Annotated in this window: 20 protein-coding genes; 6 read left to right on the forward strand and 14 right to left on the reverse strand. The window is 36.2% G+C overall.

Features of this window, described 5'->3' with window-relative positions:
- The first annotated feature begins 229 nt into the window (after positions 1 to 229).
- The 4 genes from htpG (at position 230) to Bandiella_RS04575 (ending at position 4,376) form a co-directional block, all read left to right on the forward strand.
- Complete coding sequence (htpG, locus tag Bandiella_RS04560) at positions 230 to 2,110, forward strand: molecular chaperone HtpG (protein WP_323732572.1); 1,881 nt, start codon at positions 230 to 232, stop codon at positions 2,108 to 2,110.
- The gene (gene ftsY, locus Bandiella_RS04565; protein WP_323732573.1) at positions 2,107 to 3,018 is read left to right on the forward strand and encodes a signal recognition particle-docking protein FtsY; all 912 of its coding nucleotides are present in this window, start codon (positions 2,107 to 2,109) and stop codon (positions 3,016 to 3,018) included. Before htpG ends, ftsY begins: the two co-directional genes overlap by 4 nt.
- Positions 3,019 to 3,193: 175 nt before the next feature.
- Positions 3,194 to 3,957 (forward strand): IS5 family transposase gene (locus Bandiella_RS04570; RefSeq protein ID WP_458693264.1). Its coding sequence is split into 2 segments (ribosomal slippage): positions 3,194 to 3,554 and positions 3,554 to 3,957, totalling 765 coding nucleotides; the frame shifts between segments, so codons are not numbered across the junction.
- Positions 3,954 to 4,376 (forward strand): thermonuclease family protein, encoded by a 423-nt coding sequence (locus Bandiella_RS04575; protein WP_323732574.1) that lies wholly within the window; start codon positions 3,954 to 3,956, stop codon positions 4,374 to 4,376. Before Bandiella_RS04570 ends, Bandiella_RS04575 begins: the two co-directional genes overlap by 4 nt.
- Positions 4,377 to 4,798: 422 nt before the next feature.
- Here the strand turns inward: Bandiella_RS04575 and Bandiella_RS04580 are convergent, their stop codons facing one another.
- Positions 4,799 to 5,248: an IS1 family transposase gene (locus tag Bandiella_RS04580; RefSeq protein WP_323732575.1), complete on the reverse strand. Its 450-nt coding sequence runs from the start codon at positions 5,246 to 5,248 to the stop codon at positions 4,799 to 4,801.
- 58 nt (positions 5,249 to 5,306) lie between these two features.
- Between Bandiella_RS04580 and Bandiella_RS04585 the strand changes: the two genes are divergently transcribed.
- Entirely contained in the window at positions 5,307 to 5,645 is a 339-nt protein-coding gene (locus Bandiella_RS04585; protein WP_323732576.1) for a hypothetical protein, read from the forward strand.
- A gap of 167 nt (positions 5,646 to 5,812) precedes the next feature.
- Here the strand turns inward: Bandiella_RS04585 and Bandiella_RS04590 are convergent, their stop codons facing one another.
- From Bandiella_RS04590 to tig, 6 genes are all read right to left on the reverse strand, one after another.
- Complete coding sequence (locus Bandiella_RS04590; protein WP_323732514.1) at positions 5,813 to 6,163, reverse strand: transposase; 351 nt, start codon at positions 6,161 to 6,163, stop codon at positions 5,813 to 5,815.
- Between the two features lie 20 nt (positions 6,164 to 6,183).
- Entirely contained in the window at positions 6,184 to 6,795 is a 612-nt protein-coding gene (locus Bandiella_RS04595; protein ID WP_323732577.1) for a transposase, read from the reverse strand.
- 484 nt (positions 6,796 to 7,279) lie between these two features.
- Entirely contained in the window at positions 7,280 to 9,661 is a 2,382-nt protein-coding gene (gene pheT, locus Bandiella_RS04600; protein ID WP_323732578.1) for a phenylalanine--tRNA ligase subunit beta, read from the reverse strand.
- 19 nt (positions 9,662 to 9,680) lie between these two features.
- The gene (gene clpX / locus Bandiella_RS04605; RefSeq protein ID WP_323732579.1) at positions 9,681 to 10,946 is read right to left on the reverse strand and encodes an ATP-dependent Clp protease ATP-binding subunit ClpX; all 1,266 of its coding nucleotides are present in this window, start codon (positions 10,944 to 10,946) and stop codon (positions 9,681 to 9,683) included.
- Positions 10,939 to 11,550, reverse strand: a complete 612-nt coding sequence (gene clpP / locus Bandiella_RS04610) for an ATP-dependent Clp endopeptidase proteolytic subunit ClpP (protein ID WP_323732580.1) — start codon at positions 11,548 to 11,550, stop codon at positions 10,939 to 10,941. Before clpP ends, clpX begins: the two co-directional genes overlap by 8 nt.
- A 26-nt stretch (positions 11,551 to 11,576) precedes the next feature.
- Positions 11,577 to 12,896, reverse strand: a complete 1,320-nt coding sequence (gene tig / locus Bandiella_RS04615; protein ID WP_323732581.1) for a trigger factor — start codon at positions 12,894 to 12,896, stop codon at positions 11,577 to 11,579.
- Positions 12,897 to 13,009: 113 nt separating this feature from the next.
- Here tig and Bandiella_RS04620 point away from each other — a divergent pair, with 113 nt between their 5' ends.
- A complete protein-coding gene (locus tag Bandiella_RS04620; protein ID WP_323732582.1) occupies positions 13,010 to 14,377 on the forward strand; it encodes a cation:dicarboxylate symporter family transporter in 1,368 nt (455 codons plus the stop codon).
- Positions 14,378 to 14,671: 294 nt separating this feature from the next.
- Here Bandiella_RS04620 and Bandiella_RS04625 read toward each other — a convergent pair whose 3' ends face one another.
- The 7 genes from Bandiella_RS04625 to Bandiella_RS04655 all read right to left on the reverse strand — a co-directional run bounded on the left by Bandiella_RS04625 (position 14,672) and on the right by Bandiella_RS04655 (position 18,911).
- Positions 14,672 to 15,328 (reverse strand): phosphatase PAP2 family protein, encoded by a 657-nt coding sequence (locus tag Bandiella_RS04625; protein ID WP_323732583.1) that lies wholly within the window; start codon positions 15,326 to 15,328, stop codon positions 14,672 to 14,674.
- Entirely contained in the window at positions 15,325 to 15,744 is a 420-nt protein-coding gene (locus Bandiella_RS04630) for a cytochrome c maturation protein CcmE (protein WP_323732584.1), read from the reverse strand. The genes Bandiella_RS04625 and Bandiella_RS04630 overlap by 4 nt, the downstream gene beginning before the upstream one ends.
- Before the next feature lie 125 nt (positions 15,745 to 15,869).
- Positions 15,870 to 16,253, reverse strand: coding sequence for a DNA-directed RNA polymerase subunit omega (rpoZ, locus tag Bandiella_RS04635; protein ID WP_323732585.1), 384 nt, complete (start codon positions 16,251 to 16,253; stop codon positions 15,870 to 15,872).
- 14 nt (positions 16,254 to 16,267) lie between these two features.
- A complete protein-coding gene (rplI, locus tag Bandiella_RS04640; RefSeq protein ID WP_323732586.1) occupies positions 16,268 to 16,879 on the reverse strand; it encodes a 50S ribosomal protein L9 in 612 nt (203 codons plus the stop codon).
- 17 nt (positions 16,880 to 16,896) lie between these two features.
- Entirely contained in the window at positions 16,897 to 17,154 is a 258-nt protein-coding gene (gene rpsR / locus Bandiella_RS04645) for a 30S ribosomal protein S18 (RefSeq protein ID WP_323732587.1), read from the reverse strand.
- Positions 17,155 to 17,161: 7 nt separating this feature from the next.
- Entirely contained in the window at positions 17,162 to 17,500 is a 339-nt protein-coding gene (rpsF, locus tag Bandiella_RS04650; RefSeq protein WP_323732588.1) for a 30S ribosomal protein S6, read from the reverse strand.
- Positions 17,501 to 17,573: 73 nt separating this feature from the next.
- On the reverse strand, positions 17,574 to 18,911 hold the full coding sequence (locus Bandiella_RS04655; protein ID WP_323732589.1) for an AarF/UbiB family protein: 1,338 nt from the start codon (positions 18,909 to 18,911) through the stop codon (positions 17,574 to 17,576).
- Positions 18,912 to 19,027: the final 116 nt, after the last annotated feature.

Here is a 19,027-nt window from a genome sequence, read left to right on the forward strand (position 1 = left end):
CAACTATTTCTTTCAGAATATCAAAAATTCTTATGTGTTTCAACAGATGCGACAGAACCACATTTTGAGGATAACAATAATTTCCTAAGTGAGCAGAGCAATTTTATATCTATCTTTGGCTAACACTCTGATAATACGTTTGTGCTAAAAAATTGACATTGCTTTGTTGATTTGTGCTCCTTTTATTACTATATCTTAAAAAAGGTTTATAAAGTATCACTAGAAAATCATGGAAAACAGTAAACAAATAAAAAAATTTGATGCCGAAGTTGGTAAAGTTTTAAACTTAATGATCAACTCCATATACACTAACAAAGATATTTTTTTGAGGGAATTGGTTTCCAATGCATCTGACGCGTGTGATAAATTGAGGTATCAAGCCATAAATGACCCCAAACTCATGGAAAGTGTTGGTGAGTTTAAAATTGTGGTCCAAATAGACCGGAAAGAACAGAGCATCAGCATATCAGATAATGGCATAGGGATGAATAAGGAGGAACTTATAAGTAGCTTAGGTACAATAGCAAGCTCTGGAACTCAAAAGTTTGTTGAGCAATTTGCTAATAATGATAAAAAAGCTGATTTACAATTGATAGGGCAATTTGGGGTTGGGTTTTACTCTGCATTTATGGTTGCGGATTCGGTTGAGGTTATAAGCAAGAAAGCCGGGGAAAAAAACGCTTATCTTTGGGCATCAGATGGTAAGGGAGAATATTCAATAGAAAAGTACAGTGGGTTACACGCAAGCGGGACAAGAATCACATTAAAAATCAAGGAATCTGAAACTGAGTTTTTAGAACCTTATAGACTGCGCCATATAATACATACCTACTCTGATCATATAGAATTTCCAATTGAGCTTATTGACGATGAAGGCAAAAGCGAGGTGGTTAACAAAGCTGCTGCAATATGGATGAGAAACCCTTCAGAAGTCACACAAGAGCAATATGAAGAGTTCTTTAAGCATGCTTCGCACTCTCCTGGCAAGCCTTGGATGACTTTACACAATAAAGTTGAGGGAGCTGTGGAATATACTAATTTATTATTTATCCCTGAAAGCAAGCCATTCGATCTTTTCCATCCAGATAGAAAAACTCGGGTAAAACTATACATAAAACGTGTGTTTATATCAGAGGAAGGTAATGATTTGATACCACCATACTTAAGATTTTTAAGGGGTGTGATAGACTCGCAAGATTTACCGTTAAATATCAGTAGGGAAACTTTGCAGCACAATCAGGTTGTACGAAAAATAAAAAAATCCATCGTCAAAAAAGTGCTAAGTAGTCTTAAAACTAAAGCTGACAAAGAACCGGAAGAATATGCAAAATTCTGGAATAATTTCAGCGAAGTGGTTAAGGAAGGGCTATGCGAAAGCACTTTGGAGGAAAAAGAACAACTGCTGGAAATTTGCAGGTTCCACTCCACCAACTCTCAAGAAACTACTGTTAGTCTTGATGATTATTTATCCAGAATGGTAGAAGGACAAAAGGAAATATATTTCCTCAATGGCGATAACATCAATGCACTAAGGGCTAATCCTCAATTAGAGGGGTTTAAGAAAAAAGGGATAGAAGTTCTCTTGCTGAAAGATCATGTTGATAACTTTTGGGTAAATATAGTACATAAATATAAAGATATGGACTTTAAATCCGTTACCAGTGAGAATATCGATCTAGATAAAGTGAAGGATAGTGACTCTAAAAAAGAAGGGGAAGAAGAAAAGGGAAAAATTGAATATCCCGAATTGTTGCAGTTCATCAAAGATGTTTTAAAAGACAAGGTAAGGGATGTTGTGGTCTCTTCTAAGTTGGTTGATAGTCCCGCATGTATTTCAATGCCAGAAGGTTCTATGAACCCCAGAATGGAAAGATTTTTAATAGATCAAAGGCAACTTCACTCTAAATCTGCCAGAATATTGGAAATCAATCCAAACCATGCAATTTTCAAAAAAATCAATGGTTCGCTATCAAATGGTGAAGAATTGCAACTAAACTCTAATTTGGTAGATGTGATATATACTCAGGCTTGCTTAATAGAGGGGGATTCAGTTGACAACCTGAGTGACTTTGCATCTAAGCTTAATTCTATATTAGCAAAAATTGTATGAGGCAGTGGCTTGACAGGCTAAAAACTGGTTTAAGCAAAACATCTGCCAATCTCAACGTTAATTTAAAGAGAGCTTTCTCTTTAAATAAACCCAGGCAAGAAGTTTTGGATGAATTGGAGGAAGCATTAATATTAAGTGACTTAGGGGTTGAGTGCAGCTCACAAATTATCGGAAGATTGGCAAAAAAGAATTTTGAGCAAACGATAACGAAAGAAATAGTTGTGGAATGCGTTGTTCAGCATATATGCGAGATATTAACTCCATATACCAAAACGCTGACCATACCAGATTCAAGTTCTCCTTACACAATATTATTTTCTGGTATAAACGGTAGCGGTAAAACCACGTCACTAGGGAAGATAGCACATCAATTAAGAAAGTCTGGCAAAAAAGTCCTTATCGCTGCAGCTGATACTTTTAGAGCATCGGCGAAAGAACAGTTAGAAATATGGGCGCATAGATCTGAGAGTGACATTATATCTGGGGATGCTAATTCTGATCCTGCAAGTATAGCGTATAAGGCGTTGGTAAAAGCTAAGCAAGAGCGATACGATGTGTTATTAATAGATACTGCGGGTAGAATGCATAATAAGGCAAGCCTGATGGCAGAGTTGCAAAAGATCAGTAAAGTTTTGCAAAAGATAGACAATTCTGCCCCCAACCTAAATCTATTAGTACTAGATGCAACAGTAGGACAAACAACGCTCCAGCAAGTGGAAATTTTTAAAAGCATAACTAACATAAATGGCATTGTGCTAACAAAGTTGGATGGCACATCAAAAGCAGGTGTAATAGTACCTATAGTCCAAAATTTTAAGATACCTATATATTATATAGGTATTGGGGAGGAAATTGATGATCTAAGCTCGTTTTCTGCAGAAGAATTTGCCAGAGCTCTTGTAATTTGAGCTTCAAGAGGAAAAAATGCAGGGTATGAAGTGCCCCCAAAAACTATAACGCAATAGCTTTAATTTTAGGGAGCGTTGAAAGATAAAATAAGGATAAATGTGATGGTTTGATTTAGATAGTGTCGTCATGAGATTTGTGGTATAATATGAAAGAAAAGATAAATCAGGAGTAAAAATGGATTTAGGGCTACATAGGCATGATATAACAGATAATATGTGGGATTTGATAAAGGATCATTTGCCAGGAAGGGAGGGTACGTGGGGAGGTTTGGCACATAATAACAGAAGATTCATTAACGCAGTATTTTGGATATTAAGAACAGGTTCTCCCTGGAGAGATTTGCCTTCAGAATATGGAGGATGGAAAAATACACATAAAAGATTTTGCAGATGGAGAGACAAAAGGATATGGGAGGCTTTATTGGAGATATTTGTGAAAGAACCTGATATGGAATGGTTAATGATAGACGCAAGTCATAGTAAAGTGCATCCACATGCTTCAGGTGCAAAAGGCGGCAATCAAGATATGAGTCGTACAAAAGGGGGCTCAATACAAAGATTCACCTTGCCGTGGATTCACATGGTATGCCACTCAAAGTTATTGTCACAAAAGGCTCAGAAGCTGATTGCAAGCAGGCTGTTAATCTTATTGAAGAGATGAAAGCTGAGTACTTACTAGCCGACAGAGGGTACGATGTTAATTACATAATTGACCATGCCCAAGAATTGGGCATGAGAGTTGTTATTCCTCCTAAAAAGAACAGAATCACCCAGAGAAAATACAATAAAGATTTATATAAAATAAGGCATATTGTAGAAAACACCTTTCTTCATCTTAAAAGATGGAGGGGAATTGCAACCAGATATGCTAAAAATTCAGCTTCTTTCCTTGCCGCAATTCAGATTAGATGTTTATCTCTTTGGCTTAAAATCTCATGACGACATTATCTAGAGTTGTTGATGGCGACACAATAGTATTGAATAATGAAAAGATTAGGCTAAAAGGAATTGATGCACCTGAATCAAAGCAGTGGTGCTGGTATATTGGAGATCATAAAGAAAAGATATCATATAAATGCGGAGTTGAATCAGCGAAATATCTAAGCAAGCTTATTGAGGGGGGAGAGAGGATAGAATGCACAAATGAAGGTAAAGATTTATATGGGAGAACGCTATCTTACTGTTATGTAGGTATAACAAATATAAATAGGGATATGGTTTATAAAGGCTGGGCAGTTGGATATGGCGAGTTTAAAGTAGAGGAATTGATAGCGATGTATAATAAAGCTGGGATTTGGAGAGGTGATTTTGAAATGCCATCTGAGTGGAGAAAAAAAAGAAAAAAGAGGAGGCGATAATAAGCATAGGGGAGAGGTATAGTTGGTAGGGTATAGAGTTGGTATGGGAGTGGGGTCGTTTAAGGATTGGCTGAGTATATTTAGTTTAAAGGTGTAGAGTTAGCTAGTGGTTGAGTTTTGGGTATATTTGTCAACGAGAGCCAAAGCGTATCCCGTTAGTAAAATTTTGGCATTGCTAAACAAATATAGTGTCAAAGAAGGAATGGATATACACAGATAATTCAGCCATATCAGCAGCTTTGGAATAAGCCTTGGTTTTTCGATTGTATCTCTTGATAAAGTCTCTGAGAGATCTATTTTTGGGCCTCAATATTATAGGTGTGCTTTTTACTTTGTATCAAAAGATCATTTGGGATAACTCTTGCATATACTTTGTAATTGTCAGTACAAATAATATCTGGCTTAAACAAAGAAACCTTCTGCTACAGCTTTTTTAAAGTTTTGACACCACCAGAGCCAACTTCACAGGCAATGATTCTTTTTCTGGCACCAGAGTAAGTAAGCCATATCCATAGTTTTCTCTTTTTTTGGACGTAATGCCATAATTCGTCCATCTCTACAACCTCTAAATCCTTGCTGCTTTGAACCCCACTATCTAGCACTGTATCTTTGATAAACTTTCCTATGTTTTTTATCCAGTATAATACAATGACATTATTAGCTCCTATTACTTCAGCTATACTCCTTAAGCTAAGGCCTTTTTTAAATAACGTGATTGCCACAATTTTTTGTTTTACGCTATACTTCTCTATTCTGTCATTTATTGTAAAATGACAGCCGCAACTTTTACATTTATACCTTTGTTTCCCGTTCACTTTCCCAGATCTGTAATAATTACTTTCTCTGCATTTGCAACATATTATTTCTGACATATACTAACCTTATTTGTATTAGTATTATTGTACATATCATAGCAGCTTTCTCAATTGTATGCTATGTTTGCTTAGCAATACAGAATATAATGAGGCAATAGAGGAAAGGTTAGATGCAATATTTGATTCCTTCGATCTAAATAACAATGTTAGAGAAGAAGAGGATTTAGTTAATATACTTAAGTTTTGCAAGGATTTTAATCTTAATATCAAATCACAAACTGATGAGGAGTTATTAGACGCCATAGAGATAATAAATGAGCTAATAAAAGTTCATAGTTGTAAAGCCATAGTAGAAATAACGCTAAAAGAATTAATTAAAATTAAACTGGTATACCAGACATTTGGTAAAGGATTAGCAGATTTAAATTTGAATAATATAGAAAGGGAGCGTTGAAAGATAAAATAAGGATAAATGTGATGGTTTGATTTAAGGAAGTTTGGACCATGGTCTAAAAAAATTAACAAAAAACTGGTTTCCCCAAGAATTCAAAAGATTTCTTTGAGGTGGGATATGGTAATTTTTAGCTTTTTATTGATTCTGCGAAGCGTGATTTTATGAGCTTAGGCAGTAAGAACCGTTAAACGTTTTAAATTAAAGCAGATAGCATTCATAAATTCAGCAAACTGATTTTTGGCAATTCCTATGTATCGCAATCGTTTATTATCTTGAGAAAACACCCTCTCAAACGGAGCCCTTATGGAAGTATAGTATCGATCAAGGTCAAAATTCTTTTGCTTCATATTGTTTTTCTTGATGGCGCAAAAATGAATACCTCTGCTTTTAGCTGCATTCTTTGCTGGTGCAACACAATACCCTTTGTCAGCATAAACTGCTCCACTATTTGGTAAAACATGCGCAACTCCCTTTGCATCGGTAACATTAGCAGGCGTTATAGCAACCTTGTTGATCATTCCGGATTGAATATCTACGCTTACATGTTTTTCTTATAGCCATACCAAAATTTACTACCACCCTTGCACCCTATTTTGGCTTGTTTATCATGTGCGACTTTAGGCAAGACTTCGTTGTTAAGTTTTTCATATTTTTGTTTTCTGGCTTCATCCCGCTCTTCCCATAAATTAGCTTTGGAGATCAAGTGACTTGCATCAACAAAAGTAAATACCTCGCTCATATATCCTTGAGATTTTAGTTGATCTCTAAAAATGGCAAAGATTTTTGATAACAAATTTGTTCCTATCTTTGAGCGGATTCTACTAAAAACGCTATAATCAGGTGTGGCTTCGGTTAAATCAAAATCACAAAACCACTTGGCTGCAACACTGTCACTCAAATATCTTTCTAGTTCACGATCTGACAAATCTTCCATAAACTGTAACAACAAGCATTTAAATAAACGTAAAACACCATATCCCTTATAATTAGCAGGAGATTCAATTCCCTTCAGCTCTTGCTCTGCTGCCCCAAAATTAAACAGCTCCTTAAATTTGCGATATTGATGCTCACTACCAACCAATTGATCCAAACATACCATTATTATTTGATGCGCTGATGACATTTTTCTCTTCTTTATTCTGTAATCCACTCCACTATACCTTTCTTTATTCCATCTTGCAACACTCCCTTTTAGTATACCTCTCGTAAATCAAGAGTTGATGAAATTTATAAACGACAGAGAACTTGGAAAAGAGCGAGGAATACGAGTGATGAGCATGAGGAACGTACAAAAGTACGTGACGAAATGCGAAGTCCGAAGTATGACGACGCCAATTTTTCAAGTTATCGGAGTATACACTGAGCGGACACAAAGTGTGGTAAACCCACATGAGCAACGAGCGAAGTGGTAACAAATTTAAAGCTATCGAGCTATAGACAGAAAAAAGACAAATCTGAGAGAGTTTTGGGGAGCATTTTACTACCTTGGATTATCTTGCCAACTTTTTTCACCAGTCCCCTGAACAGATCCCACTGCATAATATAAAAATCGACCTCTAGTGATAAAATTTACCCCCTTTTTCAGAAAACTCACATCAGAACACAAATTAAATTCATGACTTTTGACGGAGGGACTATTTTCCTCTTAATTCTCCATTCAGCTTCTCTTTTATAACATGAACAACCATTTTTGAGATATTTTCAATATCCTCCTCAACTAAAGTTTTTGTTTTTGGTTGTAGCCTAATACTGAAAGCCACTGATTTCTTTGATGAACTTGAATTTTTATCTTTATAAACGTCAAATATACTCACCTTGTCAATAATATCGATTTTCAGCGATTTCACAGCCTTAATAACTTCCATACTTTCTACATCATCATCAATAAAAAAAGCAAAATCTCTATTTACACTTTGAAACTCTGATAAAGATAGTGATGTACGTTTATCCAAATTTTTTTGGGGTAATTTATCACAAAATAATTCCATACAATTAATACAGTCGCTCATGTTGAATTGTCCTGCTACCTTCGGGTGCAGTTCTCCAACGTAAGCGATCAATTGTTTTCCTATATAGATAGAAGCAGATTTCCCAGGGTGATAATATGACGGAGCTGCTTTCTTCATTAGCAAGTTGTCTTCAGATATGTTAATCTCTCTAAGCAGTGCATATAAATCATCTTTTACATCGTAGAAGTCAAACTTGCGTTGTCTTGAAAGAACACCATTTTGTGTAGCATCGCCAATTCTAACAACAGCCAAACAATTTTCTTCATTTCCATGGAAAATTTTACCTATCTCGAAAAAGGAAAAGTCTCTTAAACCCCTAGCCATATTATTTCTTATAACTTGTAGAAGCCCTGGAATAATGCTACACCTCATCACTGCCAGTTCCTGGCTGATTGGATTAACAAGTTTTTTCAATTGCCCATCTGTAAACAACTTCGCATGATCTTGATTGATGAATGACCATGAAATGGCTTCGTCAACCCCCCTGGCAACTAAGACATCTCTGAATAATTCGTTAAATTCAACCCCTTTTACTTTCAAAGCTTGTATACTATAGGAGTAGTCATGCGCAATTTTATTGTCCGCATTTATTCCTTGCAACCTAATTATTTCTTCGGCTATGTCAGCGTTATCTATGATATCGCCTTGTCTCCAGGTTGGTATAACAATTGAATCACCAACCTGTGTAAAGCCTAGTTTTTGCAGGATGTCGTTCGCTTTTTTTTGATCAACTTTGATACCCAAAAGCTTTTCTATTTCAGTATAATTAAGTTGGATTTTGTCGATATAATCGATTGGAGATCCATATGCGCGAAGAGAGCCAGCCACTTGACCACCGCAAGACTTTCTAATTAAATCAACAATGTAGTACATAAAAGCACTGGTACTTGCATAGTCCACCCTTCTTTCAAACCTAAATGAAGACTCTGTCTTAATATGCAGGATCCTGGTGGATTTAGCTACTTCATCTGGGTGAAAATTGGCAACTTCTATAACAACGTTTTTCGTGTTTTGATCCACCTTGCTACTGCTGCCTCCTATGACTCCCGCAATCGCTAATATCTTTTGATCATCAGCTATTACCAATATCCCATCTGGCAAAACGTAATCTTTTTCTTCAAGCGATGTAAATTTTTCCCCCTCCCTGGAGAATCTAACCAAGATATCGCCCTCTATCTTATCCGCATCATAGATATGATTTGGCCTGCCATACTCGTACATCGAGAAGTTTGAGATATAGATTAATGGAGTATGGGATTTGATCCCCAACAACCTAAATATTGACGTTATATTTTTGTTCGTATCCAAAGTGTTATCAACACCCTTGATGTAACAGAATGCTATTTCTTGGCATGCAGCTTTGTCCTTGATATCAACATTAAATGGTATTGTCGCACCATGTTCAAAATCAAAAGTACCACCATCAAATGGCAATGCTACCAGCTCTCCTATTCCTGCAGCTGCAACATCACGCGCTATCCCACGGACTGATGCACAATCTCCACGATTTGGTGTGATGTTTATGTCGATCAGTTTATCATTCAGCCCTGTAAACTCCGCAAAATCCATGCCAACTGACTGGCTAGATGCTATGATTTCCATAATGCCATCAGAATCATCTTTAGTGAGTGCTAATTCAAATTCAGAACATAGCATACCATGGCTCTCAACATCACGTATTTTACATGCTTTGATAATCATTCCGTTTTGAGGTATAACACAGCCCACAGGTGCTAAAACCACCTTTATCCCAGCCCTTGCGTTTTTAGCGCCGCAAACAATTTGTAAATGTTCCTTACCGTTATCCACTATACAAACCCTAAGTGCATCAGCGTTTGGGTGTTGTTTGGCTTCTATTATTTCGGCTATCAAAAATTGAGAATAAATTTTTTCTTTGTCCACTACTTCTTCCACCTCTAAACCTATACTAGAGAGAGTTTGAGCCAACAATTCGCACCCCATATTAATTTTCACATGTGCATTAAGCCATTTACGGGTAAACTTCATACAAAATACTCAAAATAGTTTATTTGTTTTTTGCAGCTTGGGTGGCTGTTTTATATATAATCTTAGGAGCAGCGTGTGATTTGACAACATCGGCACTGATTAAAATTTGTTCGATCCCGGTTTTATTAGGAAAATCAAACATTATGTCCAATAAAACACTCTCCAAAATCGCTCTTAGCCCTCTGGCTCCAGTTTTTCTTTTAACAGCAATTGCAGCGATTGCTTTCATTGCTTCATCTTCTATCACCAAGTCGATATCATTGGATTCAAACAATTTTTGATATTGCTGAACCAAAGAGTTTTTTGGTTCCTTTAAAACTCTAACAAGCATTTCTTCTGTAAGATCATCAACCGTAACAACTTGTGGCAACCTTCCTATAAGCTCTGGGATCAAGCCGTACTTTACCAAATCTTCTGGCTCAACCTTTTTCATTATTTCTGAGAATCTTATATCTGAATACTTTTCTTTAATTGGCGCTTCAAAGCCTATTGCCCCCCCTTTTTCTCTTTGCATAATTATTTTTTCTAACCCGCTGAAAGCGCCGCTGCAAATAAACAATATGTTAGCGGTATTGACTTGCAACAATTCCTGTTGAGGATGTTTTCTACCACCTTGGGGAGCAACGGACGCAATAGTTCCCTCCATCAATTTTAACAGAGCTTGTTGGACACCTTCACCGGATACATCCCTTGTAATTGATGGACTCTCTGATTTCCTTGATATTTTATCAATCTCATCGATATATATGATACCTCTTTGGGCTTTTTCAACATCGTAATCGGAGGCCTGAAGCAATCTTGCCAATATGCTCTCAACGTCTTCCCCAACATATCCAGCTTCTGTTAAAGTAGTTGCGTCTGCTATTGCAAAGGGGACATCTAAAAACTTCGCAAGTGTTTGTGCAAGCAAGGTTTTTCCACATCCTGTTGGACCGAGCATTAAAATATTAGATTTCGCAATTTCAACATCTTTATATTTGGTGCTGGCTTTTTTTTCGAACCGCTTATAGTGGTTGTATATGGATACCGCCAAAACTTTCTTGGCTTGCTGCTGCCCAATTACATATGAATCGAGGATTTCATACATTTTTTTTGGTATAAGGTCTTTTTTAATGGGTAAGGTTTCTACATCCACGCCCTGGGAGTCGTTATTAATTGCCTCTGCACACAACGTAACACACTCATCACAGATGTAAACAGACATGCCTGAAAGAAGCTTTTTTACCTCGGTTTGACTCTTCCCACAAAAAGAACAGTGTAATATTGTTCCAGTTTCGTTAGTCATTCTTACTTTTTTGCTTATTGTTGACTCTTTTATCTATCACTTTATCGATGATACCATATTCTTTTGCTTTTTCAGAAGACATAAAGTTGTCTCTATCTACATCTTTTTCAATTTTACTGAGCTTTTGCCCAGTGTGACTCGCCAAAATTGCATTGAGCTTATCCCTGAGCTGTAGGATTTCTTTTGCATGTATCTCGATATCTGATGCCTGCCCACGATATCCCCCTAAAGGTTGGTGGATCATAATTCTTGAATTTGGGAGGGCATATCTTTTCCCAGCCGCCCCTGCTGCGAGTAGAAACGCTCCCATAGAACATGCTTGTCCAGCACAAATTGTAGATACTTCCGGCTGTATATACTGCATGGTATCATATATGGCAAATCCTGCAGTGACAACTCCCCCAGGAGAATTAATATACATAAATACCTCTTTGTTAGGATCTTCGGCTTCTAAAAAAAGTAACTGAGCAACCACTACAGAAGCCATGTTATCTTCTATTTGCCCATTAACAAATATAATTCTATCCTTTAATAGACGGGAAAATATATCAAAAGCCCTCTCGCTTTTGGCAGTTTGCTCAATAACAACGGGTATATACGCCATAAATTCTTCAGAAAAAGTCTAATGTTTTATTTATTCTGTTTCATAAAATCGATGAATTCTTCCGACGTCATATCTTTATTCTTGATTGTTACTTTAGATAAAATTACATCCAATGCCTTTTCTTCTAGTATTGGTCCTCTGATTTTTTCTAAATTTTCAGAATTTCTGTAAAACTCCAAAATTTTATGCTTAAGCTGAGGGTTCTGATTGGCTTGTATCTCTATTATATTTTGAAGTTCTTCATCACTAACATTCACTTGGTTTCTTCTGGACACATCTGCCAACACCAAACCTAGTTTCACTCTTCTTTTGGAAATCTTTTTGTATTCTGCTAAAAGATCCTCTTCCGTCCTGTTCTTAAGATTTTCATCTGTCTCTTTATTCTTTTCTACTTCTTTCCATATAATATCAAAATCTTGTTCTACCATTTTGTTAGGCAACTCAAAATCATACTTCGCATCGATCTGATCGAACAGTTCCTTTTTCATCATTGTTCTTATTGCGTGCATAGAATCCATGTTCAATTTCTGCTTAATCAGCTCGTCAAGCCTTGCTTCGCTCTCTAAGCCCAATTTTTTTAGCATCTCCGCATCAACTTCTTGGATTGGCTCAAGCTCCATAATCTGGTTGACTTTTACCTTGAACACAGCTGTTTTTGACGCTAAATCTTCTTGCGGATAGTCTTTTGGGAAGATCAGTTCAAACGATTTCTCTTCACCAACTTTGCAACCGACCAATTGCTTTTCAAAGTCTTCCAAGAAATAACCTTCTCCTAAAACCAAATCCATGTCTGTGCTTGAATTTCCGTCAAAATCTTTGCCATCAACTTGGCCATGGAAATCAATATTTACCTTATCCCCCATCTTAGCCGCATAATCGTCTTTGGTTTTTGCGTACTTTCTAAATTCTCTCAACAGCACATCTTTTGTTTTTTTTATTTCATCATCAGATATATTGATGTTGATTTTTTCGATTTCAAATTCTTCCCATTTTATTTCCGGTAATTCTGGTAAAACCTCAAAGCTTACTTTTATACAAAGTCCATTTTCCTCATCAAAAGACTCTATCTCTACGTTTGGTTTTGATGAAGGGTTAAGATTTTTTGACTCTATTAGTTCTCCTATGGAAGACGAAACATGCTCTTGTATTTGTCTTCCAGTTTCTTCTTTACCCACCTTTTGGCGCACTATACTTAATGGAACTTTACCTTCTCTAAAACCAGGCATCCTAAAAGTTTTTGCAGCTTCTGCCACACGCTCTTCAACTTTTTCATTTATTTGGTGGAAAGGGATTGTAACCTTATACTCTTTAAAAAACCTTTCGTTCTTGATCTCTTGTATCTGCATGTGCGTTACGAATTAACATTGATTTAACATTGGAATCTAGCAGATTTTTCGTTGGTGTTCAATGATAATTTCAAAGCTGTTGTCTATAAAGTACAGTTCTTGGTTTACTATATATGCATAATTATAGTACTTGCAATCTATTTCAAGCAGATATAGAATGCCGCCGAATAAGGGATGCTATAAAAATCTATAACATGACAAATAAAAAGAGAGTACACCAGCAGCTTTATTTTTGGTTATTGCTTGCTATTGTTGCGGGAGGTTTGTGCGGCTACTTTGCCCCAGATTTTGCTACGAAATTACAGCCAATTTACCAAGGATTCATAAAGTTAATCAAAGCATTTATCGCCCCTGTTATTTTCTGCTCAATTATCTCAGGATTTGTCTCAGGACTTGACCATTTTGGTGATAAACCAAAGATTGGTATGTTAAGTTTAAAAACAATAGTATATTTCGAAGTAATGGCATTTATATCCCTGCTACTTGGCATATTTGCAGCGGACATACTGAAACCAGGAGTCGGATTGAATATTGACCCCAGGATATTAGATACCTCAATCAATGATAAAATAATATCTCCAGTAGCTGATGCCAAATTTGATATTGTAGATTTTCTGCTTCATATCATACCTGATTCAGTAGTTGGTGCCTTTGTGAACAACAACTTTTTGCAAGTGTTGCTGGTCGCGGTGTTATTTGGTATTGCTCTTAATGCGTTAGGCAAAAAAGCCAAGCCTTTGTCTGATATTATTGTTATCACAAATCATACACTGTTTAAGCTAATAAAAATGATAGTGAAATTAGCCCCTATAGCGGCGTTTGGATCAGTTGCTTTTACCATAGGAAAATATGGTGTGGCCGTATTTGCCAACCTATTTGGGATGATATTAGCTCTTTATCTAACGTCAGCTTTTTTTATTCTGATAATTTTAGGGGGTATATGCTGGCTGTACGGTATAAACTACATCAGATTCATCAAGTATATAGGCCCTGACATACTTTTAGTGTTCAGTGCAAGCTCTTCAGAAGTGGGGCTACCAAGCCTTATCAAAAAGCTGGAAGATTTAGGATGTACAGAAAAAACAACCTCTATAGTTGTATCTTCTGGTTACTCATTTAATTTAGATGGCACAAATATATATATCACGATGGCAGTGCTATTCCTTGCTCAAGCCCTAAACATCGACCTTTCGTGGTATGATAAATTAATCTTATTTTCAATAGCGATGATAACAGGTAAAGGCGCTGCCGGCGTTACTGGCAGTGGCTTCATAACATTGGCTTCGACGTTAACCCTATTTCCAATAATACCACTATCTGGATTGGCATTGATACTTGCAATTGATCAACTGGCATCCATATGTAGGGCGATAACAAACTATATTGGCAATGGTGTTGCGGTGTTGATAGTATCGATATGGACAAAAGAGATAGATGGAAAAAAAATTAACCAAGCCCTGGCTTCTATAGAGGCGGATTAATCAGAGCTCTGATATAACTCTAGTAAATCAAGAGGTTTGGCGAATTTATAGACGACAAAGTACTTGGAAAAAAGCGAGGAATACGAGTGATGAGCATGAGGGACGCACTATTTGTTATTTGTATACTCAAAGTATTTTAAGAATTGGCAAGGAATTGAGTGCCGAGCGTGAGGAGCGTACAAAATTACGTGATAAAATGTGAAGTCCGAAGTATTTTGAGGCCAATTTTCCAAGTTATCGGAGTATATATATGCAGCCAAAGTAATGTGAAAATATCGTATAAAATTTTTAAAATTAGTCTTGATTTGGTTTCAATGTCATCAACAGTATTGACATAACAATCGTCATAAAACACGCAGAGAATATAACGTCACTTAAAAAATGTTTTCCTTGGGCAATTCTGGTCGCCATAAATAACATGGTAGAACAGGTTGATAATATAACAAATCTTCTTCTCCCCCTTGTTAGCTGCATTGCATATGCTACCAATACCATTCCAAGAGAAGTGTGGAACGAAACAAATGAACAATCGGATTTACATTGGTTGGAGACCTCAAATGCACGTGTAAATTCAAGTTCCCCACCAAACTGTTGGATTTGATAAGGTCTCGCTCTGCCAAAATATGGTTTTATAATTCCCTGTACTAAAAGCATAGAGCCCAACAGAAAGACTGCGATTACAAAAATCTCCTTCTTGTATAGTTTAATACTATACGAGCGTGTTTTAAAGAATTTTTTGAGAATTACTATGCCGCTATAAGACAATACCAAAAAAGCAAATAGAAATGCGGAATTTGCTATTATAGCTAAAAAGATATTTTTTTGTAAAAAAAATGTATTCGCAGATTCCGAAAAAAACAACCGTGATGAATATATATCAATTTCTGCTTTATAAACAAATAAACTAGCTAAAAAAAATGTTATTAGTATCAAATAAATCAGCTTTTTCATCGCACCTCGTTTTTTGTTTTTGGTATATAGTTTTCATCATGTTTTGCCAGCAGTTCTTTAGCTTCAAACACGTGATTTTCTCCTAACTTTCCATAAACAACCACTTCTTGCCCCTCTTTAAATAGACTTGGTATAATACCTTTATATGTTACTTTGATTTGTTGTTTATTATCGTAGATAACAAATGTGGTGATTTTTGAGTCAACCATATAACTTATACTACCATTTTGCACTTTGCCTCCAAGCCTGACTGCGCTGCCAATTTGATTGGTGCTTATTATTTCTGAAGGGGTAGTATATAAGAATATGTTGTTGCTAAAAACCCAAAGCAATAAATACACACCGAGTGCGCCAAGAAATATAAAAACTGATATTAATATAGCTCTTTGTCTGGTATATTTATTTTTATAAAGCATTTCTTTGTGTTAAGCCTGTTATTTGCTATAACGAACCTGATTGCAACAAAGAGCATAAAGAGAAACGTGGTCACAAAAAAAACAACATAAGCTGTAAATACATAGTAATCAAATGTGTTTTGCATTCACTCTTCGCTAATCTCTTCGTCTTGGTATAACTGGTCAGTTTGGATATGAGCTGGTTCTTTAAAAGATTCGATTTCCTCAACTATTGCTTGGTCCATCTCCTCTTCATCCACTTGTGTTCTTGTTGCACGCACGTGTTCGGCATCTTCGTCCAGAGAGGATTTCCTTATAATAGAGTTTTTTAACGATTCAATATTTAACTGATTCGCTGCAATCTCTCTTAACGCTATTATTGCGTCTTTATCCTTTTTAATCTTGGGATTATCGTTGATAACTGGCACAGCGCCATGATTTAGCTCTTTCCCTCTTTGAGCTGCAACAACCACAAGCTCAAATCTATTTTGAACATATTTTATGCAATCTTCTACTGTAATTCTTGCCATAGCCTACATTATATTTATATTTTTTCAGCAGCTTGTTCAACTTCATCTTTTTTATTTGCTGCTGCTTTTTTTGCGGTTTTTACAGACTCTTCAGATTTTTCACTGGATTGCTGAGCTGTATCACTCTTACTAAGATTGCTTGCCTCTTTTTCTTTTTGCAACTCGTTCTTAGCTTCTTCCTGCGACCTAGCAACAATTATTCTTATTTTTGCTTCAACATCCGCATGCAACTCAATACTCACATGATGAAACCCAATTTCCTTAATCTTATTGTGCAAAGTAATGCTTTCCACATTAATTTTTATGTCAAAGTTGGATGCTAGTATGTTTGCAATGTCTCTATTGGTTACAGACCCATATAGTCTGCCATCATCTCCAGCTTGTCTAACAACAGCGAATGTTTTTCCGTCAATTTTCTGCAAATCAAGCAAAGCTTCTTTTCTTTTTTCTATATTTGCTTTTTCTATCAGCTCCTTTTGTGCCTCAAATTTCGCTTTGTTTGACGCAGTAACACGTAAAGCCTTGTTTCTGATCAGTAAATAATTGCGAGCATAGCCATCTTTAACTTGCACCACATCCCCTATATTTCCTAACTTCTTTATTTTTTCTAAAAGTATTATTTCCATAAAAGCTCCTCGCTTAATTATAAAACAGTATAAGGCAGTAATGCCAAGTGTCTTGCAACTTTTATAGCATTTTTCAGCTTCCTTTGTTTGTTTGCAGACACGTTAGTAATCCTAGGGGGCATGATTTTTCCCTTCTCCGAAATATATTTTTTGCATAACTCGATGTTTTTGTAGTTGATTAAATCATCGCTAACATCTGCTAAAGGGCATTTTTGTACATGTTTTACAGCAACGCTTCTATTAAACAATAAGGTGTTTGGTATTAGATTTTCCATTTCTCAATTATTTTTCAGTTTCGCTTGGGGTTTGCATCATCAACGAAGGTTTTTCGTCAATTCTGTCCACACGGATTGTCAAAAATTTAATTACATCTTCACTGATCTTAAAGTCATTTTCGACTTTGGTGATAGTTTCCGGCGTTGCTTTTAGGCCAAAAAATATGTAGTGTCCTTTTTTATTCTTTTTAATTTCATAGGCCAAACTTCTTAAGCCCCAATATTCTTTTTTTATAACTTGACCACCTGTTTTTTCTACCACACCTTTATATTTTTCAGAAAGCTTGTGCACATCTTGGGCCGGCAGGTCTTGTCTTATTATGAAAGTACATTCATAAAATCTCATTTATACTCCGTCAGTATTGTATTTTAAAGTTCATAAATATTGCATAAAAGCAACCAAACTGCAAGCTTAATAATCAACTTGAAGATAAAATTCTCCCCAAAATTAGTCCAATCAACAGAAATAAGCCAGCAACAATAACCAAAACATGATGTTTGAACGGAGAATGTTGTTTTTGCATTCCACTTCCTGTGATGCTGTTATCGATAACATGTTTTATCTTATTAATAAATTGATTCTTTTGGTAGTTCAATTTAGCCAACTTCCACCTTGCGCCTAAATTCTTCTTGGCCCAACTTTGAATCCAAGGGCTTGCTAAATTCCACATATTAATCTTAGGGTTGAGATAATGACCAGTACCTTCAATGGTCAATATTGTTTTGTGAAGCAATAAAAGTTCTGGATGAATCGTTACTGAAAAATCTCTACTAATCTCAAACAGGTGTTTTAACAATTTTGATAGGGATATTTCCTCCAAGGACTTGCCAACAATCGGTTCCCCAATGCTTATGCATGCAAGTTCAAACTTATACTCAGATTGACCTTTGGGGACGAAGCCGGTTTGGAAGTGGATTTCTTTTATCTTGGTGTAGTCCTTATTCAAAAAACCATAAACCACTTCTGCTACGAAAGTTTTTAATTCGTAGTCTAAATAACAAACGATTCCAAAATCAACCATGGCAATGTCGCCATTTTGTTTGATAATAATGTTGCCAGGATGAATGTCTGCATGGAAGAATCCATCTCTACATGCCTGATTAAAGAAAATAACAGCTAATTTCTCTATTATCAAGTTCAGATCTAAATTTGCCCCTATGAGTTTATCCCTCTGATTAATAGGTATCCCATCTATCCATTCGGAGGTTAGAATATTTTTACTTGTCAACTGCCAGTATATTTTTGGGATATGTAAGTTCATGTCCCTTTTGCAGTTTTCTTTGATTTTTTCGGCGGCAGCTCCCTCAAGTCTTAAGTCCAGTTCAATCTCGGAGGACTTTTTAAGCGTCTCCAAGGCTTCATTTATTTTGATTCTTTTCTTTTTCTTTACAAATAAATTAACCAGGTGGGAGAAGGTTTTAATTACCCTTAGGTTATCCATATATGCCTTTGATATTTTAGGGCGCAGGATTTTTACTGCAACCGGAACCCCATCCTTAGTGATGGCTTTGTGAACTTGGGCTATAGATGCGGCCGCAACACTTTCTTGGTCAAAAGAAAGGAACATGTCTTCTATATTGGCGCCAAACTCAGATTTAAAAATTTTTTCAACCGTTTGGATGGCAAAGGATGGCAACTTATCTTGTAAACTAAGCATAGAGTTTGCGATGTCTGCCCCTAATAAGTCTCCTCTGGTTGACAAAATTTGCCCTAGCTTTATAAATGCTGGGCCTAATTTTGGCAAAATAATAACCAATTTTTTACCTATACTAGTTTTAATCTTAGACCTTTCTGTTGGCTCTTTTACTACGAACATAGGGATTATGCTGAATACCAGGCCATATCTTACACATAAGAATAGTAGTTTTATGA

Origin of the sequence: Candidatus Bandiella woodruffii (genome assembly GCF_034359465.1) — a bacterium.
Lineage (GTDB): Bacteria > Pseudomonadota > Alphaproteobacteria > Rickettsiales > Midichloriaceae > NDG2.